Annotated in this window: 24 protein-coding genes; 8 read left to right on the forward strand and 16 right to left on the reverse strand. The window is 36.9% G+C overall.

Translation table 11 applies throughout. The features are described 5' to 3' along the window. Positions 1 to 63: 63 nt before the first annotated feature. The 10 genes from MHB44_RS14910 to MHB44_RS14955 all read right to left on the reverse strand — a co-directional run bounded on the left by MHB44_RS14910 (position 64) and on the right by MHB44_RS14955 (position 11,775). The gene (locus tag MHB44_RS14910) at positions 64 to 780 is read right to left on the reverse strand and encodes a hypothetical protein (protein ID WP_341299815.1); all 717 of its coding nucleotides are present in this window, start codon (positions 778 to 780) and stop codon (positions 64 to 66) included. Between the two features lie 273 nt (positions 781 to 1,053). Beyond that, positions 1,054 to 1,848, reverse strand: coding sequence for a hypothetical protein (locus tag MHB44_RS14915; RefSeq protein WP_341299816.1), 795 nt, complete (start codon positions 1,846 to 1,848; stop codon positions 1,054 to 1,056). 519 nt (positions 1,849 to 2,367) lie between these two features. Further along, positions 2,368 to 3,309 (reverse strand): 50S ribosomal protein L11 methyltransferase, encoded by a 942-nt coding sequence (prmA, locus tag MHB44_RS14920; RefSeq protein WP_341299817.1) that lies wholly within the window; start codon positions 3,307 to 3,309, stop codon positions 2,368 to 2,370. Positions 3,310 to 3,330: 21 nt separating this feature from the next. Continuing rightward, positions 3,331 to 4,452 carry a molecular chaperone DnaJ gene (dnaJ, locus tag MHB44_RS14925; RefSeq protein WP_053996197.1) on the reverse strand — a complete coding sequence of 374 codons (1,122 nt, stop codon included), beginning with the start codon at positions 4,450 to 4,452 and terminating at the stop codon, positions 3,331 to 3,333. A 214-nt stretch (positions 4,453 to 4,666) separates the two neighbouring features. After that, the gene (gene dnaK / locus MHB44_RS14930; RefSeq protein ID WP_341299818.1) at positions 4,667 to 6,502 is read right to left on the reverse strand and encodes a molecular chaperone DnaK; all 1,836 of its coding nucleotides are present in this window, start codon (positions 6,500 to 6,502) and stop codon (positions 4,667 to 4,669) included. A gap of 75 nt (positions 6,503 to 6,577) precedes the next feature. Continuing rightward, the gene (gene grpE, locus MHB44_RS14935) at positions 6,578 to 7,159 is read right to left on the reverse strand and encodes a nucleotide exchange factor GrpE (RefSeq protein WP_341299819.1); all 582 of its coding nucleotides are present in this window, start codon (positions 7,157 to 7,159) and stop codon (positions 6,578 to 6,580) included. 14 nt (positions 7,160 to 7,173) lie between these two features. Next, a complete protein-coding gene (gene hrcA / locus MHB44_RS14940; RefSeq protein WP_341299820.1) occupies positions 7,174 to 8,205 on the reverse strand; it encodes a heat-inducible transcriptional repressor HrcA in 1,032 nt (343 codons plus the stop codon). An 89-nt stretch (positions 8,206 to 8,294) separates the two neighbouring features. Continuing rightward, positions 8,295 to 9,440 (reverse strand): radical SAM family heme chaperone HemW, encoded by a 1,146-nt coding sequence (hemW, locus tag MHB44_RS14945; protein WP_341299821.1) that lies wholly within the window; start codon positions 9,438 to 9,440, stop codon positions 8,295 to 8,297. A gap of 171 nt (positions 9,441 to 9,611) precedes the next feature. Further along, positions 9,612 to 10,463: a DUF4179 domain-containing protein gene (locus tag MHB44_RS14950; RefSeq protein ID WP_341299822.1), complete on the reverse strand. Its 852-nt coding sequence runs from the start codon at positions 10,461 to 10,463 to the stop codon at positions 9,612 to 9,614. Positions 10,464 to 10,584: 121 nt separating this feature from the next. Further along, positions 10,585 to 11,775, reverse strand: a complete 1,191-nt coding sequence (locus tag MHB44_RS14955) for an oligoribonuclease (RefSeq protein ID WP_341299823.1) — start codon at positions 11,773 to 11,775, stop codon at positions 10,585 to 10,587. A gap of 167 nt (positions 11,776 to 11,942) precedes the next feature. Between MHB44_RS14955 and MHB44_RS14960 the strand changes: the two genes are divergently transcribed. From MHB44_RS14960 to MHB44_RS14970, 3 genes are all read left to right on the forward strand, one after another. After that, complete coding sequence (locus MHB44_RS14960; protein WP_341299824.1) at positions 11,943 to 12,647, forward strand: polysaccharide deacetylase family protein; 705 nt, start codon at positions 11,943 to 11,945, stop codon at positions 12,645 to 12,647. A gap of 299 nt (positions 12,648 to 12,946) precedes the next feature. Continuing rightward, positions 12,947 to 14,587: a pyridoxal-dependent decarboxylase gene (locus MHB44_RS14965; RefSeq protein ID WP_341299825.1), complete on the forward strand. Its 1,641-nt coding sequence runs from the start codon at positions 12,947 to 12,949 to the stop codon at positions 14,585 to 14,587. Further along, a complete protein-coding gene (locus MHB44_RS14970) occupies positions 14,574 to 16,271 on the forward strand; it encodes a HAMP domain-containing methyl-accepting chemotaxis protein (RefSeq protein WP_341299826.1) in 1,698 nt (565 codons plus the stop codon). The genes MHB44_RS14965 and MHB44_RS14970 overlap by 14 nt, the downstream gene beginning before the upstream one ends. A gap of 106 nt (positions 16,272 to 16,377) precedes the next feature. Here the strand turns inward: MHB44_RS14970 and MHB44_RS14975 are convergent, their stop codons facing one another. The 4 genes from MHB44_RS14975 to MHB44_RS14990 all read right to left on the reverse strand — a co-directional run bounded on the left by MHB44_RS14975 (position 16,378) and on the right by MHB44_RS14990 (position 19,265). Continuing rightward, positions 16,378 to 16,803, reverse strand: a complete 426-nt coding sequence (locus MHB44_RS14975; RefSeq protein WP_341299827.1) for a GatB/YqeY domain-containing protein — start codon at positions 16,801 to 16,803, stop codon at positions 16,378 to 16,380. A 127-nt stretch (positions 16,804 to 16,930) separates the two neighbouring features. After that, complete coding sequence (locus MHB44_RS14980) at positions 16,931 to 17,842, reverse strand: DUF1835 domain-containing protein (RefSeq protein WP_341299828.1); 912 nt, start codon at positions 17,840 to 17,842, stop codon at positions 16,931 to 16,933. Positions 17,843 to 17,854: 12 nt separating this feature from the next. After that, positions 17,855 to 18,847, reverse strand: a complete 993-nt coding sequence (locus MHB44_RS14985) for a zinc-dependent alcohol dehydrogenase family protein (RefSeq protein ID WP_341299829.1) — start codon at positions 18,845 to 18,847, stop codon at positions 17,855 to 17,857. A gap of 82 nt (positions 18,848 to 18,929) precedes the next feature. Further along, the gene (locus MHB44_RS14990) at positions 18,930 to 19,265 is read right to left on the reverse strand and encodes a GNAT family N-acetyltransferase (protein WP_341299830.1); all 336 of its coding nucleotides are present in this window, start codon (positions 19,263 to 19,265) and stop codon (positions 18,930 to 18,932) included. A gap of 160 nt (positions 19,266 to 19,425) precedes the next feature. Here MHB44_RS14990 and MHB44_RS14995 point away from each other — a divergent pair, with 160 nt between their 5' ends. Then, positions 19,426 to 19,968, forward strand: a complete 543-nt coding sequence (locus tag MHB44_RS14995; protein ID WP_341299831.1) for a GNAT family N-acetyltransferase — start codon at positions 19,426 to 19,428, stop codon at positions 19,966 to 19,968. A gap of 518 nt (positions 19,969 to 20,486) precedes the next feature. After that, positions 20,487 to 20,621 carry a hypothetical protein gene (locus tag MHB44_RS15000; protein WP_341299832.1) on the forward strand — a complete coding sequence of 45 codons (135 nt, stop codon included), beginning with the start codon at positions 20,487 to 20,489 and terminating at the stop codon, positions 20,619 to 20,621. A 548-nt stretch (positions 20,622 to 21,169) separates the two neighbouring features. Here MHB44_RS15000 and MHB44_RS15005 read toward each other — a convergent pair. Then, on the reverse strand, positions 21,170 to 22,162 hold the full coding sequence (locus tag MHB44_RS15005; protein ID WP_053996211.1) for a hypothetical protein: 993 nt from the start codon (positions 22,160 to 22,162) through the stop codon (positions 21,170 to 21,172). Positions 22,163 to 22,966: 804 nt separating this feature from the next. Here MHB44_RS15005 and MHB44_RS15010 point away from each other — a divergent pair. From MHB44_RS15010 to MHB44_RS15020, 3 genes are read left to right on the forward strand one after another with little or no spacing between them, the layout of a single operon-like run. Beyond that, the gene (locus MHB44_RS15010) at positions 22,967 to 23,473 is read left to right on the forward strand and encodes a helix-turn-helix transcriptional regulator (protein WP_341299833.1); all 507 of its coding nucleotides are present in this window, start codon (positions 22,967 to 22,969) and stop codon (positions 23,471 to 23,473) included. 44 nt (positions 23,474 to 23,517) lie between these two features. Further along, the gene (locus tag MHB44_RS15015) at positions 23,518 to 24,186 is read left to right on the forward strand and encodes a Fic family protein (protein WP_341299834.1); all 669 of its coding nucleotides are present in this window, start codon (positions 23,518 to 23,520) and stop codon (positions 24,184 to 24,186) included. Positions 24,187 to 24,206: 20 nt separating this feature from the next. Further along, positions 24,207 to 24,551, forward strand: a complete 345-nt coding sequence (locus MHB44_RS15020) for a tyrosine-type recombinase/integrase (protein ID WP_341302983.1) — start codon at positions 24,207 to 24,209, stop codon at positions 24,549 to 24,551. Between the two features lie 127 nt (positions 24,552 to 24,678). Here MHB44_RS15020 and lepA read toward each other — a convergent pair whose 3' ends face one another. Beyond that, positions 24,679 to 26,505 carry a translation elongation factor 4 gene (gene lepA / locus MHB44_RS15025; RefSeq protein ID WP_341299835.1) on the reverse strand — a complete coding sequence of 609 codons (1,827 nt, stop codon included), beginning with the start codon at positions 26,503 to 26,505 and terminating at the stop codon, positions 24,679 to 24,681. Positions 26,506 to 26,669 lie beyond the last annotated feature (164 nt).

Genomic DNA, 26,669 nt, shown 5'->3' on the forward strand with positions numbered 1-26,669 from the left:
CGTATCTCACAGAAAGGAGTGAAATTTTTCATCAATACTATCAATATAAAATAGATATTTTTTCTAATTTTTGATTACTATATTATTTAAAAATCTATCTATTTCCTCTGCACTATGATTTCCTATAAAGCTTATATAATACGATTTATTGCCATTAGCAATCAAAAAGCTATTATCTTCTGAATAGCTAAGCCCCTGTATATTTCCTGCTATTTTTTCAACGTTTCCTAAACGCACTAGATCTTGTATCAAGCTATTAAAAAAAATACTTTCTTCTAACTTTTTCTTAGGAGAAAAAAAAGTTACCTTCTCTTTTTCAAAATACTCAATTGCATGTAACAACAGATCCGTACTATTGTAAATTTGTCTGTCTTTCAAAATTGCATGGATAGTTTGTTCACTTAGTACCTCACTTCCCTTAATACCAGTCATACCTCCAATAACTGGATTATCAGCATCATATTTTATAAAATTTATTGTGATATATTTCTGTTCATCCTGAAATTGGTAACTAGTACCATAGTCACTATTATCTAATAAATAATAGCCTTTATCTACTGTAAAGAATAACTGCTGATCTATTGTCAACATACTATTGCGTGGCTCATTATGATACTCACGAACTTCGTACTGAAAAACCTCTGTTCCTGTCAAAGAAGCTTCATATTGATTGTATAACTTTACTCTGTACACTAAAACAAAGATAACAGTTACAATGATTAAGAGAAAAATTAGAAGTAGAATGAGTGAAGTGGATTGTCGCTTCAGTTTTTTCTGCATATCTTTATCTCCATCCTTTCTTCAATCATTTTACTACTTCATGATAATATATAAATATTAACCTTGATCCACAAAAAATTTTAATAGTAAAAATACTCCATTTTTCATAAATCCATTTCACAATTTAGTTATGACAATAAATAATTTTATTATGAAATGCATGTACGGCAACACTCTCGCTAGATATTTCAGATTAAATTTATCCTATAAAGTTTACTGTCATTTATTCAGAATTTGTATTCTCATGCATTAACTCGTTGTTTTAATTCTTTGCTAAAAAGGTCGGTAACTAGTAATTTGAGCACCTTGGGTATCATCAAAATAAGAAGCAACTGATGAACTAAAAGAAATTACTCCTCCCATGCCACTTGAACTTAAAGTGTAATTCTGAGACTGCGATAAAGTAACGTTAGATGTAGCATGTTGATAACTTCCTCTTGCAGTAAATGGATTGCCTGAATTCAAAAAATACACTGTTAGTGAATTTGTAATAGAAGTTGACGCTCCAGATTCTAATTTTTGTGATAAACCTACCCCTCCATTACTAGTTTTAAAATTTCCAGAGCTTGAAGAATAATTTATCGTGTTACCGTCCCACTTTTGATAACCACTTTTAGTAGATACCATAGTTCCTCCAGAATTATTATAAGGAATAATAGCTAATACATCATATGATCTAATAGCAGGAAGTTGTTTCCATTCATTAGTCAAAGTTACAGCTTTATCACTTAAACTACTGTGGACTACAGAAATTTTAATCTTTTTATAAGTTGTTTCATGGGCTGGTTGACCTGGATTGCCACTAGACATTAAGCTAAGAATTACATCATTTGCTAAAACTTCTTTACTTAAGTCAGAATTTAAATACTCTTCCTCTGAAACAGTTGTTTCTGTTGAATCTATGACCATACCATTTAAATATGTTCTTTCAACTTTAACATAGATGATAGTGTCATCTCTCAATAAACTATCATTATTTTTGAAATTATCAGACATTTCTATTTCCATTGTTGCTATTGTATCCTCATCGAATCCTCTCAAAAGATTATTATATTGCTTTTTAGTCAACTCCACCCCATTTAAATTTGTGTAAAAAATCTCTTCTTTTTCTTCGTTTTGTTCATTTGCTTGCACTTTTAATGAGATAAAAGGCATCGTTATAATAAAGATTGTGAAAATAAGAATGGTTTAATAAAACATTTTTTCATTTTATTCCTCCTCAATTATAAAATTTTTTATTACCTCAAAGCAATGTGTGAAAAAGAAACAAAATGCACGCGATAAATATTCCCTAAAATGTAATATAAAAGGTATACTTATCTAATCTTTATTATATCTTTACTTAAAAAAGAAAATATTCTTTCGTACATCAAATTTCGTTCTATTTCGACAATAGTACATCACTATGTAATCTTTATGATCTTGAGAAAATACACGTTCTTTCTCTAAATACAACTGGCAAAAACAGCGGCTTATAAAGGATTAGACGCTATTAGTTTCAATTAGTGTTTTATTTTTTAAAGGAATATAAAAAACGCCAACTATAAGAAATTAAGATTTCTTACCTTTGGCGTTTTCCCCATTAATTTATTGTGGACGACGGGCGATGATTGCGACCCAGTCCTCCATTAGTAATACTTCTTCAATGACAAAGCCCGATGCTTCTAGGGCAGCCTTGACATCATCACGCTTTGCACCAATGATACCTGAAGTGACATATAATCCACCTGGTTTCACAATTGTATAGGCGTCGTCAGTGAAGGATATAATGATTTCTGCCAAAATATTAGCCACTACCACGTCTGCTGGTTCTTTGACAGTATCTAATAGGTTGCCATGGAATACTGCTACCTGATCTTCAACTTTATTCAACGCAATATTTTCTTGTGCTGCACGTACAGCTACCTCGTCTAAATCGAGGGCATGCACGCTTTTAGCACCAAGCAATGCTGCACCGATTGACAATACACCTGATCCTGTGCCGATATCAATCACTGTATCGCCCTCTCGGATCACTTTCTCCAGCCCTTGTAAGCACATCACCGTTGTGGGGTGTGTACCCGTACCAAATGCCATTCCCGGGTCTAATTCAATAATTAGCTCATCTGTTGACACAGGTGTATAGTCCTCCCATGTTGGTACAATGGTAAAGCGCTCAGAAATTTTAACAGGATGATAGTATTGCTTCCAAGCAGTTGCCCAATCCTCCTCATTGACCTCAACAATCGAAACAATATTTTCACCAATATCAATATTAAAGTTGGTCAGATTTGTAACGGCTGCTTTTATTTCTTCGACTGTTTCATTTAAAAAACTAGACTCTGGTAAATAGGCTTTGACAATTACACCGTCTTTTGGGAAATCCTCTTCATTTAGCGCATAAATTTCACCATACTGATCTTCACGTGGCTTCGCAAATTCTGCAGAATCTTCAATAACTACGCCACTTGCACCTGCTTCATGCAAAATATTTGAAATTGCTTCTACCGCTTCATTTTTTGTATGAATGGATAACTCTGACCACTTCACGTAGCTCTTCAGCTCCTCTAATTATTCGCCTTGGAATTTTTTCTTAATTTTATCGAATAGTGAACTACCTTGCTCTTCAGGAATATCGCCACTAATTTCCGCAAATTCACGTAGTAATTGTTTTTGTCTTTCTGTTAACTTTTCAGGTGTTACTACTTTTACAATTACATATTGATTACCCATGCCATAGCCATGAACATTTTTAATTCCCTTATCTTTTAGACGGAATTGAGCGCCTGATTGTGTACCTGCTGGAATACGTAATTTTACTTTCCCATGAACAGTTGGTACTTCAATCTCATCACCAAGAGATGCTTGTGGGAATGTCAGTTTTAGCTCAAAGTAAATATCGTCGCCATCACGCTCAAAATCTTTATGCCCTTGTACACGGAACATAATATATAAATCGCCTGCTGGACCACCGTTTATACCTGGTTCACCTTGACCAGATACGCGAATTTGTTGACCATCGTCAACACCTGCTGGGATGGTTACTTTAATTTTCTTGCGCTTTTGAACTTTTCCCTCTCCATGGCATGTTGAACATTTTTCTTTAATAATTTTACCTGTACCATGACATGTTGAACATGTACGGCGGTTCATCATACGCCCAAATGGTGTATCGACCGCCTGATTGATCTGACCAGCACCCTTACATGTCGAACATGTTTCAGGCTGGGTACCTGGCTTTGCACCTGAGCCATGACATGTATCACATGTTTCATCCTTTGGAATTTCAATTTCTGTCTCTTTTCCAAAAACAGCTTCCTCAAATTTGATGTTCATACGATATTGCAGGTCATCGCCTTTACGTGGTGCATTAGGATCTTGTCGGCGACCACCGCCACCGCCAAAGAATGAGCTGAAAATATCCTCGAAGCCGCCAAAGCCGCCACCTCCGAAGCCGCCACCAAAGCCTGCATTTGGGTCCTCATGACCAAATTGGTCGTAGCGCGCTTTTTTCTCATCATCACTTAATACTTCATATGCTTCAGCGATTTCTTTGAATTTTTCATCTGCACCTGGCTCTTTATTAAGGTCAGGATGGTATTGCTTTGATAATTTACGATATGCTTTTTTAATGTCATCTTTTGAAGCCGATTTTGTTAAGCCCAGCACCTCGTAATAATCGCGTTTTTCCATTATTCACACTCCGCTCTATTTGCATAAAATCTATTGTACCATGCAGTCGATAAAACTGTCTTATTTTTTCAATGAATCATTGATAAGCATAAAATTTTGTTAGCATACACAATGATTTTGCCAATGGTGTTATTTACTCATCGTAACCTTACAATAAGAAAAGCCAAAGCCGCAAGCGGTCTTTGGCTTTTTCACTTAGCTGTGTTATTGTTTCTTATTTATCGTCTTTTACTTCTTCAAAGTCAGCATCTACAACACCATCATCTTTTTTGTCAGTGTCTGCACCTGCTTCGCCACCTTGTGCAGCCTGAGCTGCTGCTGCCGCTTGCTCATACACTTTCATTACTAATGGTTGTAATACGCCTTCTAATTTTTCTTTTGCTGCTTTAATGCCTTCTAATTCACCAGCTTCAAGCGCTTTTTTCAATTCATCACGAGCATCTTCTACAGACTTTTTCTCGTCTTCTGTAATTTGCTCACCTAAATCGGCAATTGTTTTATCCACTTGGAAGACAAGTTGATCTGCTTCGTTGCGAAGGTCTGCTTCTTCCTTACGTTTCGCATCCACTTCAGCATTCGCTTCTGCGTCTTTCACCATGCGTTCAATATCTTCTTCTGATAAGCCTGAATCAGATTGAATCACAATTGTTTGTTCTTTGTTTGTACCAAGGTCTTTTGCCTTTACAGATACGATACCATTTTTATCAATATCGAATGTTACTTCGATTTGTGGTACACCACGTGGTGCTGGTGGAATATCTGCTAATTGGAAGCGACCTAATGTTTTATTGTCCGCAGCCATTGAGCGTTCACCTTGTAATACATGAATATCTACTGCTGGTTGGTTATCAGCTGCTGTAGAGAATACTTGTGATTTTGAAGTAGGAATTGTCGTGTTACGGTCGATTAATTTTGTGAACACGCCACCCATTGTTTCAATACCAAGTGAAAGTGGTGTTACGTCAAGTAATACAACATCTTTTACATCACCTGTTAAGACACCACCTTGTACTGCAGCACCCATTGCAACAACCTCATCAGGGTTTACACCACGGTGTGGCTCTTTAGCTGTTTCTTTACGTACCGCTTCTTGTACTGCTGGAATACGTGTAGAACCACCAACTAAAATAACTTGGTCAATTTCAGAAGTAGAAAGACCTGCATCTGATAATGCTTGACGTACTGGACCTACTGTACGATTTACTAATGGTAATGTAATTTCGTCAAATTTCGCACGTGTTAAAGAAATCTCTAAGTGTAATGGACCTGCTTCACCAGCTGTAATAAATGGTAAAGAGATTTGTGTAGATGTGACACCAGATAAATCTTTTTTCGCTTTTTCAGCTGCATCTTTTAAACGTTGCATCGCCATTTTATCTTTTGATAAGTCAATGCCATTTTCTTTTTTGAATTCAGCAACAAGATATTCGATTACTGCATCATCGAAATCATCGCCACCTAGTTTGTTGTCACCAGCAGTTGCTAATACTTCAAAGACACCATCACCTAGCTCAAGGATAGATACGTCAAATGTACCACCACCAAGGTCAAATACAAGTACTTTTTGATCTTGATCTTGCTTGTCTAAGCCATATGCAAGTGCCGCTGCTGTTGGCTCATTGATAATACGCTCTACTTCAAGACCAGCGATTTTACCAGCATCTTTTGTCGCTTGGCGCTGTGCATCGTTAAAGTAAGCAGGTACTGTAATAACTGCTTTTGTTACTTTTTCACCTAAGTAATCTTCTGCATAGCCTTTTAAGTATTGAAGAATCATAGCCGATACTTCTTGTGGTGTGTATTCTTTATCTTCCACTTTTACTTTGTCAGCTGTACCCATTTTTGATTTAATCGAAATAATTGTGTTTGGATTTGTTACTGATTGACGTTTCGCCACTTCTCCAACTTGACGCTCACCATTTTTAAACGCCACAACGGATGGTGTCGTACGGTTACCTTCTGGGTTTGGAATTACTTTTGGTTCTCCACCTTCAAGTACAGAAACGCAAGAGTTTGTTGTTCCTAAGTCAATACCAATAATTTTGCTCATTAAAATTTCCTCCTATTATTTCAACGCAAAGGATGCGTTTTCTTACTACCTATAATTGATAAAATAGTGCAATGACTATTCGTTCACAGATACCATTGTTGGGCGTAATACACGATCTTTTAATAGATAGCCTTTTTGTAGCTCGCGTAAAACAATTCCTGTTTCTTTTTCACTATCCTGTTCCTGCATAACAGCTTGGTGTACATTTGGATCAAATGGCTCACCTTCTGCTTTAATCACTTGCAGACCTTCTTTTTCTGTCGCTTCTAATAAAGAGCGATAGACCATATCAATGCCTTTGATAATAGACGCAGCCTCTTCAGAAGTTGTTTCCACCTGTAAAGCACGCTCAAAATTATCAAGGACTGGCAATAAATCAGAGAGTAAGCTCTGTGCTCGATATTTTTCAGCAGCCTCACGATCTAGTTGCTGGCGACGACGCATATTATCAAAGTCAGCACGTAAGCGTAAATGACGATTTTCCTCATCCTCCAGCTTAGCTTGTAGTTCAGCAAGCTTGGCCTCATACTGCTCTTCTATTGATAATTCTGCTGTTTCTTCTTGTACCTCTGCTTGTTCTACATTTTCTTCAGTAGTATCAGCCTGTACATCTTGTTGTTCTTGTACTAGATCTTTGTTTTCAGTTGTTTCCGTCACTTGAATCCTCCTCATTATTCCTCATTCAAATTTTTTGTAAAGGCCTGTGTTAGATCTAGGCGCATTACATCTAATAAAGCCACGACACGCTTATAATCCATGCGTGTTGGACCGATAATAGCAATCGCTCCCTGCTGATCATCACCAATCGAGTACGTAGTGGTAATGACACTGCAATTTTCCATTTCTAATTGTTTATTTTCTGAGCCTATCCGAATATGAATACCTGATTCATTTGGATGGAAAAGGGACTGCACCTGGCTAGTCGTCTCCATTAAGTCCAAAATCATACGGACTTTATTCAAATCATGGAATTCTGGCTGATTAAACATATTTGTTTTACCACCATAGAAAATTTTACTTTCTGAATTATGCAACGTTGCTGTCACAAGCGTATGAATAAAATCATCCGCTGATCGAACATGCTGCTGTAAAACGGCTAGCACTTCGGCCTCAAGCATTTTATGGATATCCTCTAAGGACACACCAATTAATCGCTCATTTAAAATATTGACCATTTTTTCTAAATCAGCAGCGGTAACATCAGGCGGTAAAGTAAACATACGATTCTCAACATGACCTCTATTTGTTACGATAATGGCTACTGCTGTATCGCTAGAAAGAGGTACAATGGAAAATCGTTTGACACGATGTCGTTGAACATCAGGCCCTAAAAGTATAGACGTATATGATGTCAGCTCTGATAAAATATTGGCTGACTTTCGGATAATATGCTCTACTTCTACAAGACGGTCATTAAAAATTGATTGGATTTGTTGAATGTCCCTTGAGTTAATGCCTTGGGGACGCAACAAATGATCTACATAAAATCTGTAACCCTTTTCCGAAGGCACTCGACCAGAGGATGTGTGGGTTTTTTCTAAAAATCCTAGTTCCTCTAAATCCGCCATTTCATTTCGTATAGTGGCTGGACTAAATGTAATCCCTTGTTTTTTGGAGATCTGGCGAGAACCTACCGGCTGTGCAGACAAAATAAAGTCATCTACAATTACTTGCAATATTTGTAACTGCCGATTTGTTAGCATGATTATCACCTCTGTTAGCACTCAACTAAGAGGAGTGCTAATACTATTATTAAGTTATCAAATCCCACTTTTTATGTCAATGAAATCGCTCAATCTTCTAATAAAAATTGTTGAAATACTTCATTACCTACAAAACGCCCTTTTCTTGTAAGACGAATTCCTTTATGATCGTGTTCTAAAAGACCTTTTGCTACTAAATTTTCAATAACCGTAGGATAATGTACCGTCATGGGTGCTTGAAATTTTTCTTCATATATTTTGTGCACAACACCTTCTGTTTTACGCAGCCCTAAAAACATTTGCTCTTCCCGTTTCTCAGTTTGCGTTACAGTATGCTGCTGTACAATTGGCAGCTCTCCTGTTAAAACAGCATCCATATATTTTTTTAATGGACCATGATTCGAATAGCGTACACCTGCTAGATAACCATGAGCGCCAGCACCAAAGCCTGCATATTCATCATTATCCCAGTAAATTTTATTGTGGCCTGACTCAAAACCAGACTTTGCAAAATTACTGATTTCATATTGCTGAAGTCCATGTAGCTCCATCTGCTGCATTAACACATCATACATATCTGCCTCTAAATCTTCCGTTGGTAAATGCAGCTTACCCTTTGCATACTGATTATAGAAAATCGTTTTCGGCTCCACAATAAGGGAATAAGCTGAAAAATGTGGCAAATCAAGTGCCAACCCTTTCTCTAATGAATCCTTCCATTGCGCCATCGTTTGTCCTGGTAAACCATACATTAAATCAATGCTAATATTTTGGAAGCCAATTTTTTTAGCCAAGGCGATTGTTTCATAGACATGCTCATTACTATGGGTACGGCCAATTTTTTGTAATAGCTCTTGGTCAAAGGATTGTACACCCATGCTTAAACGATTCACACCACCGTCAAGCAATACTTGTAACTTATCTGCTGACAGTTCATCTGGGTTAGCCTCTGATGTAAATTCTGTCACACTCTTCATCGGAATATACGTCTGAATAAGTGTTAGCAGCTTGTCCAATTGCTTGGGTGATAAAGCAGTTGGTGTACCTCCGCCAAGAAAAATTGTGTCAATATGACGAAAATGTTCAGGATATTTTGCTGTAGCAAGCGCCATCTCTTGCCCTAATGCCTCTATATATTCATCGACAGGTTGATGTTTAAAATAAAATTTATTGAAATCACAATAATTACAGATTTGATGACAGAAAGGAATGTGAATGTAAACACCTCGTGCCATAGCAATCCCTTCTTTCTTGTTAAGTCTTTTCCATTTCTACATTATAACCAATCCATACAAGGAACGCTATGAATCCATCTAGTAAGCTTTACACGTCTACATCCCTTTTTTATTCCAATCAAAAAAGCATGCTAAAATCTATCACTCTAGCATACTTTTTGAAAGGTTTTACTATTCATCTGTCTTTATTGTAAGAGCGGGACCAAGCTTGTTCCCATCCGTATCAACAAGGAAAAGCTTATAATTTTTCTCTGTTAAATAAAGTGCATCCACGCGACTACCCCACTTCGTTCCTTCGTCATTTAATGAATAAGGCTCTTTAAAATGCCATGTTTTCCCTTCCTTTGATTGAATTTTAAATGGAATTGCATCATTGACAAGACGTTGCTCTGCATAAAAATAAATCGTTGTCGAAATGGGTGTTGACACCACTCTGTCAATCGTTATTTCCTGTTGATCCACATGCTTGACTTTTTTTTCTACCGTAAAAACATGGCGATCTTCTTGTAATTGCTCTTGTGAAGCCTCTACTTGAAATTCCCAAGGCTCTTCAATCGGTGTTTCTACGTTCCAATCTTTATAACGAATGTCCAATTTTAAATGATCATCTTTCGGTAAATTGTCCATCTTTACACTACTATAAATGGTATATGCTTTAGTAGATTGAGCAATAGACTGACCGCCATTGCGAACCATATAATCTTTCCCATTGATCAGAATTTGTGGAAAGAAAAATATCTGATGATCTGTAGCAAATGTCTTCATCGGTTCGAACGTTGCATTTAGTAAAATTTGATTGTCATCAATAATTACTTCATGTAATGTTAAACGTCCTAAGCTATTTTTAGAGGTTTTCTCTACTTCCGTTTTGTAGGCTTCAAACGCTATTTCCTTATCCCACCACAAATACAGCAAAGCGCCACTAGCAACTATCAATAAAAGGAATACAGCCGCCATCCATTTTTTGCGTCCTCGATTTTCCTTAGCCAGATCGACAACTCGAAGCATATCATCAGCCAACATGTACACCTCTTTTTAAAAATAGTTATGATTTATTGTAGTTAGTAATGAAGCATTATATAACCTGTATTGAATGGAAGGCTGGAGTAAATTCGCTATGTATAAAAGGAATCATAAAATTCCTTTATGGTTGGTGACGAGCTTTATTTGCTTCCTGCATTAAATAATCCACAAATACATCGTCTCTTACTAGCCATGCTTGAAAGTTTCTTTTTAAAAACCACTCCGCTTCATGAAAGCTTGTAAAGGTATGCGCTAAAGGGGTTTTATCTTTTTCAATTAGCCAGTCAATGTCGTCCTTTAAATAGAGAATAAATAATTCATCGTGCTGATTTTTATAAAAAGTACCAAATGTAGAGCCCTTTAAGTTATAGCGATTTCGTTTGGCATCCTCTGGTATGGGCTCAATATGAAATGTCGCTAACACAAACTGCTTGTAAGCCTCCCCAGTTAAAGAGCAACCAGCCGCTTTTTGATGCCCCCCTCCACCGAAAGTTGTAGCAATAGATGAAACATCTATATGATCATGAATTGTACGCAAGGACATTTTTTTACTGCCCATATTAACCATGGCTATATAGTCAAGATGTACATTTTCATTGCCTAATTCATTGCCCAGCTCAGAAAGATAGGACTCTGCATAGACAACACCTACATAGAGATCTCCCATATTCGTTTGGACAAGCTCTCGTTTTTTTCGTCGAATATAACGCTCTATTTTGTCCTCTTCCATACTTAAAATTTTCTTTTCGAAGTCATCAAAATCAAAATGCTCACTTGTTTTTAAGCGATTCAGCATTTTTTCTTCAAATTCATCAATGGATACTAAGAAAAAGAGGGCATTAAGCCGCTGTGCTTGAAAATTTCCGTTCTTTTCCCATTCCCATGTATCGTACTGTCTCACTAACTCTACAAATTCTGTTAGAGCCTCTGTTTTTTCTAATAAGCCCTGTGTTATAAGGTATTGATAAAATAAAGATGTGGCTGACGTTAATAAACCTTGCTCATCTTCAATTAATACTCTTCCCCATTCATAATGATTGAAATGAAGCGCTGTTTTATGATGGTCCAGCAATTGTACATTACCAGTCGCCTGATAATAATCATTTAAATGTTGTTCATTCGTTTCATTTGGCGAAAGATCTGTAATAAACAAAAAAGTATTCTGCTGGTCATTCTCCAAAAAGAATTCAATCTCTCGATCCAATGAGGAAATGGAATTGTAGCGTATCTTTACCTTATCCTGAAAGGCGAGCTTTGCTAAAATGCCACACCCTACACCATCTAAATCATTATGTGATAATAATTTATACATGTCTTCACCTCAAAAAGTAGTATGGGTGTTTTTTCGAAATTCAAACAAAAGGGCGTTCTATAAATTTGTAACGAACCATTGCTGAAATGACCACGCTTCGATCTATCATGAAAAGATTTATAATTGAATAAAAATAACCATGACTACAAGAAGGAAGGAAACTGTCAATGAAACGAAAAATAACGTATATCGGAATTGGCATTTTATTTATCTTTGCTTTCGCCTTTTCAGCATATAAATTAATGAATGCCCGAGACTATCAATTGTTTGGTAATATTACCTCTCATATTGAAACCCATGAAAAAGTCATTGCCTTAACCTTCGATGATGGGCCTACTCACCAGACAGATGCCATTTTATCACTTTTAGACAACTATAACGTAAAAGCAACCTTTTTTCTCATCGGTAAGGATATTGAAGCAAACCCTGAAGAAGCGAAGAAAATTGCTGCGGCAGGACATCAAATCGGCAATCATACCTATTCGCATAAACGTATGGTGTTAAAAGGCCCTTCCTTTATCAAGAATGAAATTGAAAAAACAGATGCCTTAATTGCTAATCTTGGCTATTCAAAGGTACCCGTTATCAGACCACCATATGGCAAAAAATTAATAGGCTTACCCTATTATTTAAAGAAACATCATCGTGAGACGATTACTTGGAATTTAGAGCCTGATACTTACTATACAGAGGCGAAGGATAAAGTAGTATATGTCAAAGAAAATGTTCAACCAGGTTCCATTCTATTAATGCACCCGATGTATGATGCGACAGGCAATGAATTACAGGCAATTGAGGGCGTTTTACAAGCACTTATGGACGATGGCTATACTTTTGTAACGATTGAGGAATTACAAAAATTACAAAAATAATTTCTTTTACTCCTTATATTAAGAATCTGCCCTTATCATGGTGCAGATTTTTTTTAATATGGGGCTGCTAAAAAATATTTCCCTCTAACATTATAATATATGTATAGTATTCAAGGCTTTCCACCATCTTCTTAATAGTATGATATAGAAGTTAGAATTTTTGGAACTATTAATAAATATTTTCTTAATAAAATATAAGCTCCATTTATACTAAAATATGCTATTATAATTTTAGTATAAGGTCCTATTTTTCTTAAACGAAAAATAGAGGAAATAAGAACTATAAAAGGATGATGACTATGAAAAATATCCGGCAATTATTTCAGAGCGAAGATGGGAATATCCATCAAAGAGAGCAATTATTAGTATTATTAGAGAAAATTGTTTCTTCTTTAGATGCATTAAAAGATCCAGACATCACAACACTTGGCCCATTGAAGGAACGCCCTGCTAATTTTTATCGAGAGCTTATGCAGGAGCATCAAGTGCCCACAACAGGCATTGGGCTTGAGGAAGTAGTAGAACAATTAACCCAACTCATGCAAGGACATCCTTACCACACACATAACTTTGTGACAAATGTGTTACCAATGGCAAGCATTCCTGGCATATTGGGCCAATTTACCAATGCGCTACTAAATGGCAATAATTTATGGGACGTTTATGGACCAGCTGCTGCGGAATGTGAAGTAAAGGTAGTCGCAATGATGTCTAAATTAGTTGGCTATGATTATACAAAAAGCTTTGGCTATACAACCTGGGGTGGACAAGGTGCTGTTTTTAGCGGGCTACGTCTTGCCATTGCAAAACAATTCCCACATGCAAAAGAGGATGGTGTACCAAATAATTTATATTGCTTTGCTTCAGAAAATGCACATTACAGCCTATTAAAATCTATAGAAGCAGTAGGTATTGGCAGTAAGCACTTAGTACGTGTGAAGGCAGGCAGGGATCACTCAATGGATGTGGCAGATTTACATATTCGTATGACGGAAGTGATAGAAAATGGGGGTATCCCGATTTATGTTGTCGCAACAACAGGTGCAACTGATCAATTTGGTATTGATGATGTACAAGCAATTAAAGAAGTCACAACAAGCCTTGAGAAAAAGTACAGTCTAAAACCAATACATATTCATGCAGATTCAGCTTTAGGTGGCTTTTATGCGTTCTTTAATGACTATGATTTCAAAAATAACCCTCTTCAATTTGAGCAATCTGTTTTACAAGGGCTATTACAAATACAGGCTCGTATGCAGCACCTAGCCATTGCAGATAGCTTGTGCTTTGATTTCCAAAAACTCGGACAAACGCCTTATTTAACAAGCTTATTTTTACTAAAAGAGGGCAAGCATTTAGAGCTATTAGATATCGAAGACTTTGATACACCCTATGTTGGCAATCGTGGCTATGGCTCTTACCATACAGGTTATACATTGGAATGCTCTCGTATGGGCAGTTCTATCGCCATTTTTGCTGCATTACAGGCATTTGGTAAGGAGGGCTACCAGCAATTATTAGCCAATTATGTACAAGTAAATTTAGTTTTCCGTGCACAATTAACGGCAAAAATACCTCTGCTACAAGTCGTCAATGCAACAACTATCGGACCAGTTACAGCCTTTCGTTTATATCCAGACGGCTTGAATTGGCAGTCTGAACAAGCTGGTCATTATACGCAAGATCAAATTGAGCATATTAATGCGATGAATGCCTCTTTCTTTGAAATTATCGGTGAAGGTCGAGAGGAAGTATTTTTCGGTGATACAACACGTGTCTGCACGGTGAAAGCAAGCGATACAGCACAATCTGTTCCTATTGCTGCGGCAAAATTCTTCTCGATTTCACCTTATACAGAAACAGCACATATCCCAAATATGATTGATTTCTTACAGGAAAAGCTTAACGTATTGGAGGCAGCTCATCATGCGTATAGTTAATAAATTAAAAAGTTCATTACTCTATAAATATATAGCTAGCTTTACCATACCAATAGCGATTATTTCAGTATTATTTAGCGTTGTGTTGTTTGTTGTTTCCTACCGTATTATTGATAATTTTGTTTTAACACAATTTGAAGCTTCCCTTGAAACAACATCAAACGCTATTTTTGAAAACATTGAAAAAAATGATGCGATCGCAGCGGATAATAGCAATCCTGACAAATATAAAAAAATATTGGAGCAATTAAATACAGCCGTTAAAAAATATGATATTGAAAATGCCTATATTCTTTCAAGGGCAAATGGCAAGGAGCATATTGTTGCTTTAAGTAACACTGACAATCATCATCAGGACTATATATTTGATGAAAAAATGCATGTAGCCCTCGATAATGGCTCTCCACAGGTAAGTGATATTTATAAAGATGAATATGGCACTCATAAATCGATCTTTATTCCATTTAATAATACAGATATTATTTTTGGCTTAGATATGGATGCATCATTTATCTCTAAGCTACAAACAGAAACGTTGTGGATTTGTATTGTGATGACCATTATCTTTATTATTTTTGGGGTTATTGTCGCTTATTTTATTAGCCTCGGTATTACAAAGCCAATTAAAAAAATGACGCATTATGTGGAAAAGGTGGCACAGGGAGATTTAATTGAGGAGCCGCTTCAGATACAAGGGGACAATGAAATTGCTCAGCTAGCAACAGGCATTGAAAAGATGACACAAGATTTACGCACGCTTATTGAACAAATAGCACACAATGCTGAGCAAGTAGCTGCTATGTCCGAAGAATTAACAGCAAGCTCGGAGCAAACAAGTGCATCCATTCAACAAATTACCTCCTCCATGCAAGAGGTGGCAGCAGGGTCAGAAAAGCAAACTGCTTCTATTGAGGATGTGGAAAGCCATATTACAGAGATTTCAAGCAAAATGACAGAGGTTGTGACAAGCGTCAATGATGTGACAGATAAAGCCTTCCAAACATCGGCTATTTCAGAGAAAGGCAATGCAACGATCCAAGAAGCAACAGAAAAAATGTCCATCACCTCTCAAGCGATTCAAGAATCGAGTTCGGTTGTAGAACGCTTAAGCACCTATACAAATGAAATCGGTGATATTGTAACATTAATTGCGCAAATTACAGATCAAACAAATTTACTTGCTTTAAATGCTTCCATTGAGGCAGCCCGTGCAGGTGAACATGGTAAAGGCTTTGCTGTTGTTGCTGAAGAGGTTCGCAAGCTGGCAGATCAATCGTTAGAGGCAACCAATAGTATTCGCACACGTATTGAAACCATTAAAGAGGAATCTACACAAGCCGTCAAATCAATGGCTATTAGTAGTAGTAATCTTGCTGAAAGCTCAGCAACATTTCATGCATCAGGCGAAGCATTTAGTAATATTTATGCTCAAATTACAGCTCTTACAGAGGAAATGGATCATGTCAATACAATTATGGCCACTATGAATGAAGGCGTTGGCGGTATCACAACTTCCGTAGAGCAGGTTGGTATTGTCGCAGCACAAGCTTCTGGCAATATTCAAAATATAGCTGCCGCCTCAGAGGAACAGTCTGCAAGTATTGAAGAAATTACAGCCTCCTCTAATAATTTAGCAGAAATGGCACAGCAGCTTCGACATATTATTCACAAATTTAAGCTATAAATGAAATCCGCTATGCTTTTTTGCATAGCGGATTTTTCTATCCATTAGTTGTGTTATGCTATCCGTCAATTTTGTTATTCTATCCACTACCTTAAGAAAAATTGATTTATATGAGGCTTTTCACCACTTTTGAAATAACAGCCCCATCCGCCTGTCCTGTTAATAACGGTTTAGCAATTTTCATTGCCTCACCCATATTCATGCCCTTGCTAATACCAGCCTCAGTTAATTTCTCAGCTATCTCCTCTTCCGATAATTGCTTTGGTAAGAAGGATTTTAAGAGGATCAATTTCGCCTCTTCTTTTTCAATTAAATCTGCTCGGCCAGCCGTTTGAGCACCCTCTAAAGCCTGATTGGTTTGCTTTACTTCACGATTAATAACCGCCATTTCTTCCGCAGCCGTTAGCGCCTCGCCTTTGTCCTTTTCAGCCGCATCTAAAGCCGATTTTAATAGCGATAATACGCCTTTCGCTAAAGCATCCTTCTCTTTCATAGCTGTTTTTAATTGTTCAAATACCTTTGTTTTTAACAATGTGTTCACTCCTTTTTGTCAACGATTATACCATATAAGCATCGGATAATTTTACTTGATACAATAGCATCCCTTTTAGCTCGCCCTGATAAGAAAAAACGCCTTGCCGAATCAGTTGTCGAATACGCTATTCAATCCATTCCGCTTCCCTATATTGCTCCATATGTCCCAGCACTTCTCCAACAATTCTAGCTGTGTTTTGATAATCATGCTTCCCTTGCTCATGATGGAGGCGCTTAGCACAGGCAATAATCAAGTCATCATCTTTTGTTTCGTCACTACTATGCCAAAGCTCATGAAACTCCCATGTACGAATAGAGTGAAAATCGTCAACTAACATATTTAAACCTCCCTGACACAAAGTCTGTCGTAATGTTGTTTTTAAAGGGCGTCCCTGAGAATGCTCATAAAAATATAATAAATCCTCTGCTCTGACTTCTCCTGATGATCGTGGATAATGCTCCTCTGCTAGCTGGGGATATGTATACATTTCATGGAATAATTGAAAGGTATCTAATACGTAAATATCATTGATGTTATCTTCTAATATCGCCAATATAAGCCGAAGCCCTATTTGTTCATGGGCATTTTGACAAGTCCAAATAATAATATCGAGATGTGGTGGGCTATTTTTAATGTGCTCTATCGCTTCCATTGTTTGACGCTGCAATAGCTCTAAGTCATCGTTATTCATGATAGAGCGCTCTCGAAGCCATTGAAAACGAGCCTCAATCCCTGCAGCTGTATGTATATCCTTTAAGGGACCGATAGAAAAATTACCCGGTATTACAATCACTTCATCTGTCTTATTATAGCTCGTGTTGCGAAATGCTGCTTTTAAACTGCCTCCTGGTGAATCACCAAAAACAATATGGACAGTTTGCTTAGTTGAAACAGAAGGCTCCTCTGTTTGCTGTAATAAAAACTGCTGTATGTTATCCCTTGAGTGCTCATTTAAAAGAGCCAAAAGGAGCATAGACTTTGCCTCATCTTCGCTTAATTGTTTAATAGCCTTTTTTAATTGCTTTATCTCTGTCATTCACTATCCTCCTTAATGGCTTGTAATAAAAACTTTCCCTTTATTAGCATCAGAGGTTTCAACCGCTTGGATAGCCTTATGAATATCTAGCAATGGATAGTGGGCGTTAACCTTCATCATTGTTAATAAACCACATTGTACAAGGTTAATAAGCTGCTGCATCGTTTGCTGCCACTGCTCAACGGATGTCTGGCGCTGCCAATGTCGTAAATGAAATAAATTAGCCTGTACACGTGCTTCATTCACAATACTTGTCCAATCCACCTGCACACCTGATAGAAGACCAATCGCTAAAAAATTGCCACTAGGCTTCACACAGAAAGCTAGCTCTGTGCCTGCTTCCCCACCAATGGAATCAATCGCTGCCTCTGCCCCCCTACCATTTGTAAGGGCCATAACTGTTTCCTTTAATGACATTTGTGATGTGTCAATCACATAGCTAGCGCCAAGCTGCTGCAATGTTTCTTTATGTTGACTATTGCGCACCACTGCAATAAGCTGAAAACCGAGTAGCTTTGCCAATTGCGCAAAAATATGACCGATAGCAGAACCACATGCATTTACAAGTAAAGTATGATTTGGCTGCAATTTTAAAACCTCTGTACATGTGACAAAAGCCGTTATTGGGTTAATATACATTTGTGCCGCTGTAAAATCATCCATCTCAGTAGGAATAGCTACAGCAAATTCAGCCTGTGTTTTCACCATTTCTTGCCATGTTCCCTCTCCACGTAATGGCAATACCCGCTGACCAATAAGCTGTGGTGACACAAGTGGCCCCACTTGTTCAACAATGCCAACCCCCTCATAGCCTGGAATCGTTGGTAAAGGAATGCGATGTGCATATTTTCCGCATATTGGTATTAAATCAGAAGGATTAATCGGTCTTGCTAGCATACGAACCACAATCTCTTGTTGCTGTGGAGGTGTAATCGTTTTATTTTCAAGGCGTAATACCTCCGTTGGATTACCAAATTCATAGATTTTCAGACATTTTGCTTTCAACTATTTAACCTCCTTCATAAAATAACATCATACCAGGCGCATCTGCTTCACGCTCACAAAATCCAAGTCTTTGATAAAAAGGCTACTTGCCTTTTGCACAAAATAACTGAATCCATTTAATATTTTCCTTTTGACAATGCTCTAACAAGCCTTCCATCACCATTGTACCAATGCCCTTGCGCTGATAATCGGGATGCACCATTACATCACAAATAAATGTTTGATAGATTCCATCCGAAATAATTCGTCCATAGCCAATTAACTGTTCACCATTATAGATGGATAGACTAAACCAGCTATTACAAATAGCACGATACAGTTGATCATATGTATAAAGCCCCTTTGCATTCCAGCCAGTTGTTTGATGCAATGCTTTATACGCCTCCATCGTAGGATTTAACGTACTAATTATATACATAGCATATCCCCTCCTATTATTGATTGTATAAATATACAAAATAACAAATATTTAATCAATCATAATTTTAGGATATGATTAATTATATATCATTCATAACTAACTAAGAAGAACATGCTATAATCATGGGATACGAACACGGGCAGAGGAGGGGATATAGGTGAAAAATATTTTAATAAGACGCCCTAAATCAACAGATGTTCAGGCACTACATCAATTCTTTTTCCTTGTTATTCAGGATACGTTTGCCAAAGAAGGGCTTTCAGAGCTAGTAGAAGATCAACAGAATGAATGGGCAATGAAAAAACATTATTTAGCAATGGACTTAGCAAGCCAAGGTCAGCAGCGATTTTTTTGGGTAGCTGTAGAGCCAAAAACAGAAGAAATAATTGGCACAATTGAATATGGCGAGGCAAATGTACTGATTCAGCAAACGATACAAGAGGATTTAGCAAACTGTCCAGAAATCGGAACCGTTTATGTTCATCCAAACTATCAACAGCGGGGTATTGGCACGATGCTACTTCAACATATGCTTACCACACTTGAAACACAGCAAATACCGAGCTTTTGCTTGGATAGCGGCTATCGACAGGCTCAAATAGTTTGGCAGAAAAAATTGGGCAAGCCAGATTTTTGTCTGGAGCATTATTGGGGACCAAATACTCATCATATGATTTGGAAACGTTCAATACCATTTTGATAAAGTGAATCTTCAATCAGTGTAGTTTTCGCATATCCTCCACTGATTGAACGTTTCACCCACCTTTATTTTTACAGGCTAAATGTGCAAGTATATCATTACAATGTCAATCCTCCACTTTATGAATAGAATATTGTCAAAGGGTTAGTATAATGAATATTTTAATAAAGTTGACATATTTAACCTTTAAGCCTTACCATTATTTTATAAATTAATGAAGTAAACACTGCCAATAAAAGATTATTATAAGCAAGTATCTTTCTTACTTGTATTTCTATATTTTTTCACCGATCACTATTCAACTTTTGGTAAATCAATTCCCTCGATCCGCTATATTGGAGTGGGCAATTTCTCCTTTTTTAGCCCTGCTATTTATCTAAATAGTCACTATAATATGTTCTACTTTTTTCTCAAGGTAGGGATGCTCTATAGTACTTTAGCCATTAGTAAAAAACGTTTCTAAAAATCAGTTGAAGTTTTGATTGAGATCTATATTTTTATGTTTGGAGGGAAGTAAAATGTTTAAATTCATGGATGATTTAGCAGGTGCGGTTTTCGATGTTTTTATGTTATTTTGCTATTTCTTGGCAGGCGTCATCATTGTAGGAGTTCCTCTTTTTCTATTAGCTAAATTTTTCTTATTATTTTATTAAAACTGAAGATAACACTCAAAAAGGAACCACAGTCTAGCCGTGATTCCACTTGATTTATTGAACATTCATAATGATGAACTGATCATATTAATTTAAGTGTTAGTAGTGATAATGGTAAGGAAGCCCGCCATTTTTTATTTCACTTAAATTTCACTTGGCATATAACCTCAACTTAGAAGCACCCCTCTTTTGCATCGCCATAAAAGTACCTTACCAAAACATTCTAGTCAGTCGTATTTATTTAAATCTATATCTAAGAAAAGATTACAATCCTCTCAACTTAAATAAGATACATTTTAATAATTATTACCTCATTGCCTGTGGTCTCCCGAAAGCTAAGGAATCACTCAGTAGAAATTCCATTCGTCTGATTTCCTTTACCAATGTATACGAGGTTTTATGTTACAAATTAGATACCCTACCATTAGGGTAAAAGCTAAAAAACCAGGTACTCACTTTAATTGAGTGCCTGGATTTTTGTGTACATATCCTAAAAGCGATACGTCTTTCTATATAGCTAAAATTTTAGTTAAGATGTGTTCTGCTGTTTATCCTCTATACGCTCGCGCTACATAATAAGCTATTGATCCGCTTCCAGAGTTGCAACGAATGCTTAATTTGATACCATTTTTCTCATCTTCCCAAAACTGTTTATTCTGTTTTGTAGTCATTTCGGCAACTGTACTCGCACTTTCATCTATAGCACAATAACAATTATTATCTGTATAGATACCCGTTAAAGGACATTCTACACCGAAAGAAAGCTTAGTGTCTGTGCCTCCATACTGCATGGTAAATCCGTATTGTGTTCCTACTAAAGCGTTTTCTCTCTTTTCTGTTGCAATCAATCCTGATACTGGATATGTACCCACTTCAGGAATCACAACAGCTTCAGGAATTGGCGTTGTCATTAACATTGGTTTACCATGAACATTATGATCTGATACAAAAGTAAGAGGCTTGTCCAATTCATTAATTAACAACACAATCGCATTTGCTGGTTTTGCCATAAAATAAATAATTGGGATGATAATAGCCACAATTACTAGAGCAGCAATGGCTACAACTGCACCAACTGAAGCAACTGTAACACCAGCAAAAGCTGCGACTGCTTCGGCTGCTCCAACTGCCAATTTTGCAATAACAGTAGAGGTTGATAATAGACCAATTCCTAATGCACCTGAAACAAGAATTTGTGCAGTAACAAGACCAGCATCATCATCTTCCATTCCTTGCAATCGATTTAAACCATCAATCAGCACATGGAGTTGTTTTTTAATATCATCACCAGTAGCATTTATAAGAATTTTATACATATCTTGTTTCAGTGGAATTGGTGCAGTCTGATCGCTTGCCTCTAGCTCGGATATATCCTTGCCTAGCGCTTCCGCCAAAATTTGTTTTCTTTCCTCTATAAATTCAGCCTGAAATCTATTAATTTCTTCTTGTGAAGTTGCTTTCTCTAGTTTTGTTGCATAATCAGGGAATAAAGAACGAAATCCTTCTTTTAATTTAAAATCAATATCAAGTGTAGTATGCATATATTACTAACCTCCATTAATTATAATCTGTATTAGCTATAGCTAATAGTTTCCCTCGAGTTATTTATATCCTATCACTCCTAAAATAACCATACAACGGTTAATTCACGCCAATATTTTGCGGTTCCCCCGCCATTTTTTGGCGGATTAAAGGTCCATTCTCACACTATACGCCAATTCACGCCACGTATTCCGCCATTTTTTGGCGTTACCTTTATTTTCTTATAATTCTAAAGTAATTGTTTTAGTGAATTTTATACCAAATTATTAAAACCTTATTCTCATATAATTGTTTTTATGAAATAATAATTGTCACAAAATTGTCACATTTATTATGTATGAAATAAAAAGTAACCAGCTCGGCTAAATAATTAGCTCTGATGGTCTTAGTGATTTTACGGAAACAAACACTCGTTAGTCCCCTGTGAAACGAGGATCTTTAGCTCTTACCTGTGAGATTTCTTTGAGCAAATTTATCCAGTCACTGCTTATCGATTCACAAACTTAAATTTTTGCTGGGTACTTATCAACAGCCTGAAGCCCAGTGGTAAATGATTACATCTTTTCCTCTATCGGCTTTAATCTCAGAAGTTCATTAGCAGTTTTATTAGCCAAACCCGCTAATAAAGCTACTCTTTTATTTGCTGTGCTACCCGCCCCTCTTTTCACCTCACTTTCAAATTCGTTTCACAACTTTGTAATAACAAGATAAAATTAAATTGTGAAAATATCAACATTTATCCACCAAAAATATTGCTAAGTTGTATTTAAGGTGTTATATTAAACGCATTAGGAGGTGATTATTTGGAAATCGGAGAAAGAATAAAAAAAATTCGGACTGATAAAAACTTAAATCAATCCGAATTTGCCGAGCGTATTGGTATAGGTCAAGCAGCCTTATCTGCTTTAGAAAAAGGCATCAGAAATGTTACGGATAGAAACATTCTTCTAATATGTGAAAATTTCAATGTCAACGAACACTGGCTACGCACAGGGGAAGAACCAATGTTTATTGAAACGAATACCACAATCATTGAGGAATTAGCAAAGGAATATAAACTTGATGATTTAGAAAAGAAAATCGTTGAACATTTCGTCAAATTAGATAGTGGACATCGTGAGGCCATCAAAAATTATGTTCTTTCGCTTACTACTGAAATTGGTAATGCTTCCGAAATTGCCGCTACTACTGCAGAAGAGGCAATTGAGGCGGAAGTAGAAAAAGAGTTGAATATTATTCGACAAGAGTTGTTAGACGAGAAAAAAGCGAAAATGTTATCAGCTTCACAAAAGCACAACGAAACAGGTTAAGAAAATCTAAATATAAGAAGTAGACAGGAGTTGAATGAGAAGCTGTGAATGAAATAGTTAACAAATATAATCTAAACGAACGTGAATCCAGATTTCTATTAAAAAAATCGTTGGTCGAACTCATACACGCCAATTCACGACTTGAAAAGGTAAATACAACATTCCCTCAAACAAAGACAATTGTTGAGGGTATGAGTGTTAGTGGTGTAAGCATGGACGATATTCAAATTATTTTAAATTTGAAAAATGCCTATAGCTATATTTTAAAAGAATCTGTTCCATTTACATTAGAGGTGGCAAAGAAAATTAATTCTTTTGTTTCCTATAATGAATCACTTGCATGGGGTGTTGTGCGAAACGGGAATGTTGGTATTCATCGGGTTAATTATCAGCCTAGTATTCCTGTAGAGGATGAAGTAGCAGCATATATTCAATCTCTTTTAGCAGACGATAGCGTTTCAACTACTTACCGCGCATTGAAATACATGTATTATGCTATGCGTACACAAATTTTCTGGGATGGCAACAAACGCACGGCGCTTATTTCGGCAAACTATATCATGCTACTAAATGGTAATGGCATTTTGCATATCGAGGAAAGTCAGCTTGAAAAGTGGAATGAATTATTATCCGAATTTTACGAAACAAACAATGATGAAAAAATCATCAACTGGACATACAATAACTGTATTTTCGGTATCAACTATCAATAAACTGTTTAATTTGCAAATTAATTAAAAAAAAGCAAGATTGCTGTCTTGCTCTTTCTTTCCGGAAAGGAGAATTATATGGGCAAACGTCCGGTGTAAAAGAAAGTGGCGAACCCCTTACGCCTAGTAGTATGAAATATAACACAAGAAAATTACAAGAAACACTCGAAATTCCGTTTAACTTCCATTCATTACGACATACTCATGCCACAATGTTAATGGAAAACGGTGCAAAAATCAAAGACATCCAAGCTCGTCTTAGTCATAGTAGATCAGCTATTACAATCGACACCTATTCACATCTTACGGAAAAGATGCAAAAGGAATCCGTCGATATTTTTGAACGAACACTGGATGATATTAAATAAAAACTTGCCGATCAGCGGCCGCTGGTCGGCAAGTTTTTTAAGTTGGCAAAAGTTACGATGTTGGCAAAATGTAGGCAATTTCGTTATGGGTTTTTTTACCCAACTTCGCAACCCCTTGATACGTCTACTATTTGCTATCGTCCATCTTCAATACCGCCATGAAGGCTTCCTGAGGAACCTCAACGGAGCCTACTTGCTTCATACGTTTTTTACCTTCTTTTTGTTTATCAAGTAGTTTTCGTTTACGTGAAATATCGCCACCATAACATTTAGCTAAAACGTTTTTACGGATAGCCTTAATTGTAGAGCGGGCAACAATTTTTTGACCGATAGCTGCTTGGATCGGTACTTCAAATTGTTGACGTGGAATTAATTCCTTTAATTTTTCAACAATCACTTTACCACGTTCATAGGCAAAGTCGCGGTGTACGATAAAGCTTAATGCATCGACTTGCTCACCGTTTAGTAAAATATCCATTTTCACTAGTTTTGATGGCTGGTAACCAATAAGCTCATAGTCAAATGATGCATAGCCCTTTGTATTAGATTTTAAATAGTCAAAGAAATCATAAACAATCTCAGATAACGGCATTTCATAAATGATACTTACACGTGATGTATCAATATAATCCATTGTCATAAAATTACCACGCTTCATTTGACAAAGCTCCATGACAGCGCCTACATAATCATTTGGCACCATAATAGTAGCCTTTACATAGGGCTCCTCCACACGATCAATTTTTTGCGGATCTGGCATAAAGGATGGATTATCTACTTTGATGGAAGAGCCATCTGTCATATAGACATCATAGATTACGGAAGGTGCTGTTGTAATTAAATCAATATTAAACTCTCGCTCAATACGCTCTTGAATAATTTCCATATGGAGTAGCCCTAAGAAGCCACAGCGGAAACCAAAGCCAAGTGCTTGAGAAGTCTCTGGCTCATATTGTAAAGCCGAATCATTGAGTTCTAGCTTTTCTAATGCCTCACGTAGATCATTATATCTTGCTGTATCAATTGGATATAAACCACAGTATACCATTGGATTTAAGCGTCGGTATCCTGCTAATGGCTCTGTTGCTGGACGATTCGCAAATGTTACCGTATCTCCTACACGTGTGTCGCCTACATTTTTAATGGATGCTGTTAAATAGCCTACATCCCCTACTGTTAATTCAGTCTGTGGCACAGCCTTTGGTGTATGTACCCCAACCTCAATCACCTCAAACTCCGCACCAGTTGCCATCATACGAATTTTATCACCGGGCTTTACGGTCCCATTGACAATACGGATTGAAATAATAACACCTTTATAGGCATCATAGATAGAGTCAAATATTAAAGCTTGTAGAGGTGCTTCAGGATCACCCGTTGGCGCTGGAACCTTCTCCACAATTTGCTCTAAAATATCCTCAATCCCAATACCAGCTTTGGCAGAAGCTAATACTGCCTCAGAAGCATCTAACCCGATCACATCCTCTACTTCTTGTCGCACACGTTCAGGATCAGCGGCTGGCAAATCAATTTTATTAATAACAGGTAAAATTTCTAAGTCATTATCAAGTGCTAAGTAAACATTTGCTAATGTTTGTGCTTCAATGCCTTGTGCTGCATCTACTACTAAGATAGCCCCTTCACAAGCAGCTAAACTTCGGGATACCTCATATGTGAAATCGACGTGACCTGGTGTGTCGATTAAATGGAATGTATACACTTCGCCGTCTTTTGCTTCGTACTTTAATTGAACTGCATTTAATTTGATTGTAATGCCTCGCTCACGCTCTAAATCCATTGAGTCAAGGAGCTGGGCTTTCATTTCACGGGATGTCAATGATTTCGTTTGCTCTAAAATACGGTCAGCAAGCGTCGATTTCCCATGGTCAATATGTGCAATAATAGAGAAATTTCGTATATTCTCTTGTCGTTTTAAACGTGCTTCTCGGTTCATCTTTTCCACTCCTAATTAAACTATACTGAATTATACTATGAACGTTAGGCAAAGTACAACAGCAACTCCATGCAAAAGCCTATACTATCAATGCTTGACGTATACTAGAACATTTTTAGGTTTTGCGAAACACGGTCGGATTTGGAGTTAAATAGAGCAGTATT

It is taken from the genome of Lysinibacillus sp. FSL H8-0500, assembly GCF_038051955.1.
In the GTDB taxonomy this organism is placed as follows: Bacteria; Bacillota; Bacilli; order Bacillales_A; family Planococcaceae; genus Lysinibacillus; species Lysinibacillus macroides.

Excerpts from the sequence above, each read along its gene's own strand:
- MHB44_RS14910 (WP_341299815.1), bottom strand. The coding sequence starts at position 780 with ATGCAGAAAAAACTGAAGCGACAATCCACTTCACTCATTCTACTTCTA.
- dnaJ (WP_053996197.1), bottom strand. The coding sequence starts at position 4,452 with ATGGAAAAACGCGATTATTACGAGGTGCTGGGCTTAACAAAATCGGCT.
- dnaK (WP_341299818.1), bottom strand. The coding sequence starts at position 6,502 with ATGAGCAAAATTATTGGTATTGACTTAGGAACAACAAACTCTTGCGTT.
- hrcA (WP_341299820.1), bottom strand. The coding sequence starts at position 8,205 with ATGCTAACAAATCGGCAGTTACAAATATTGCAAGTAATTGTAGATGAC.
- hemW (WP_341299821.1), bottom strand. The coding sequence starts at position 9,440 with ATGGCACGAGGTGTTTACATTCACATTCCTTTCTGTCATCAAATCTGT.
- MHB44_RS14950 (WP_341299822.1), bottom strand. The coding sequence starts at position 10,463 with ATGTTGGCTGATGATATGCTTCGAGTTGTCGATCTGGCTAAGGAAAAT.
- MHB44_RS14955 (WP_341299823.1), bottom strand. The coding sequence starts at position 11,775 with ATGTATAAATTATTATCACATAATGATTTAGATGGTGTAGGGTGTGGC.
- MHB44_RS14960 (WP_341299824.1), top strand. The coding sequence starts at position 11,943 with ATGAAACGAAAAATAACGTATATCGGAATTGGCATTTTATTTATCTTT.
- MHB44_RS14965 (WP_341299825.1), top strand. The coding sequence starts at position 12,947 with ATGAAAAATATCCGGCAATTATTTCAGAGCGAAGATGGGAATATCCAT.
- MHB44_RS14970 (WP_341299826.1), top strand. The coding sequence starts at position 14,574 with ATGCGTATAGTTAATAAATTAAAAAGTTCATTACTCTATAAATATATA.
- MHB44_RS14980 (WP_341299828.1), bottom strand. The coding sequence starts at position 17,842 with ATGACAGAGATAAAGCAATTAAAAAAGGCTATTAAACAATTAAGCGAA.
- MHB44_RS14990 (WP_341299830.1), bottom strand. The coding sequence starts at position 19,265 with ATGTATATAATTAGTACGTTAAATCCTACGATGGAGGCGTATAAAGCA.
- MHB44_RS15000 (WP_341299832.1), top strand. The coding sequence starts at position 20,487 with ATGTTTAAATTCATGGATGATTTAGCAGGTGCGGTTTTCGATGTTTTT.
- MHB44_RS15005 (WP_053996211.1), bottom strand. The coding sequence starts at position 22,162 with ATGCATACTACACTTGATATTGATTTTAAATTAAAAGAAGGATTTCGT.
- lepA (WP_341299835.1), bottom strand. The coding sequence starts at position 26,505 with ATGAACCGAGAAGCACGTTTAAAACGACAAGAGAATATACGAAATTTC.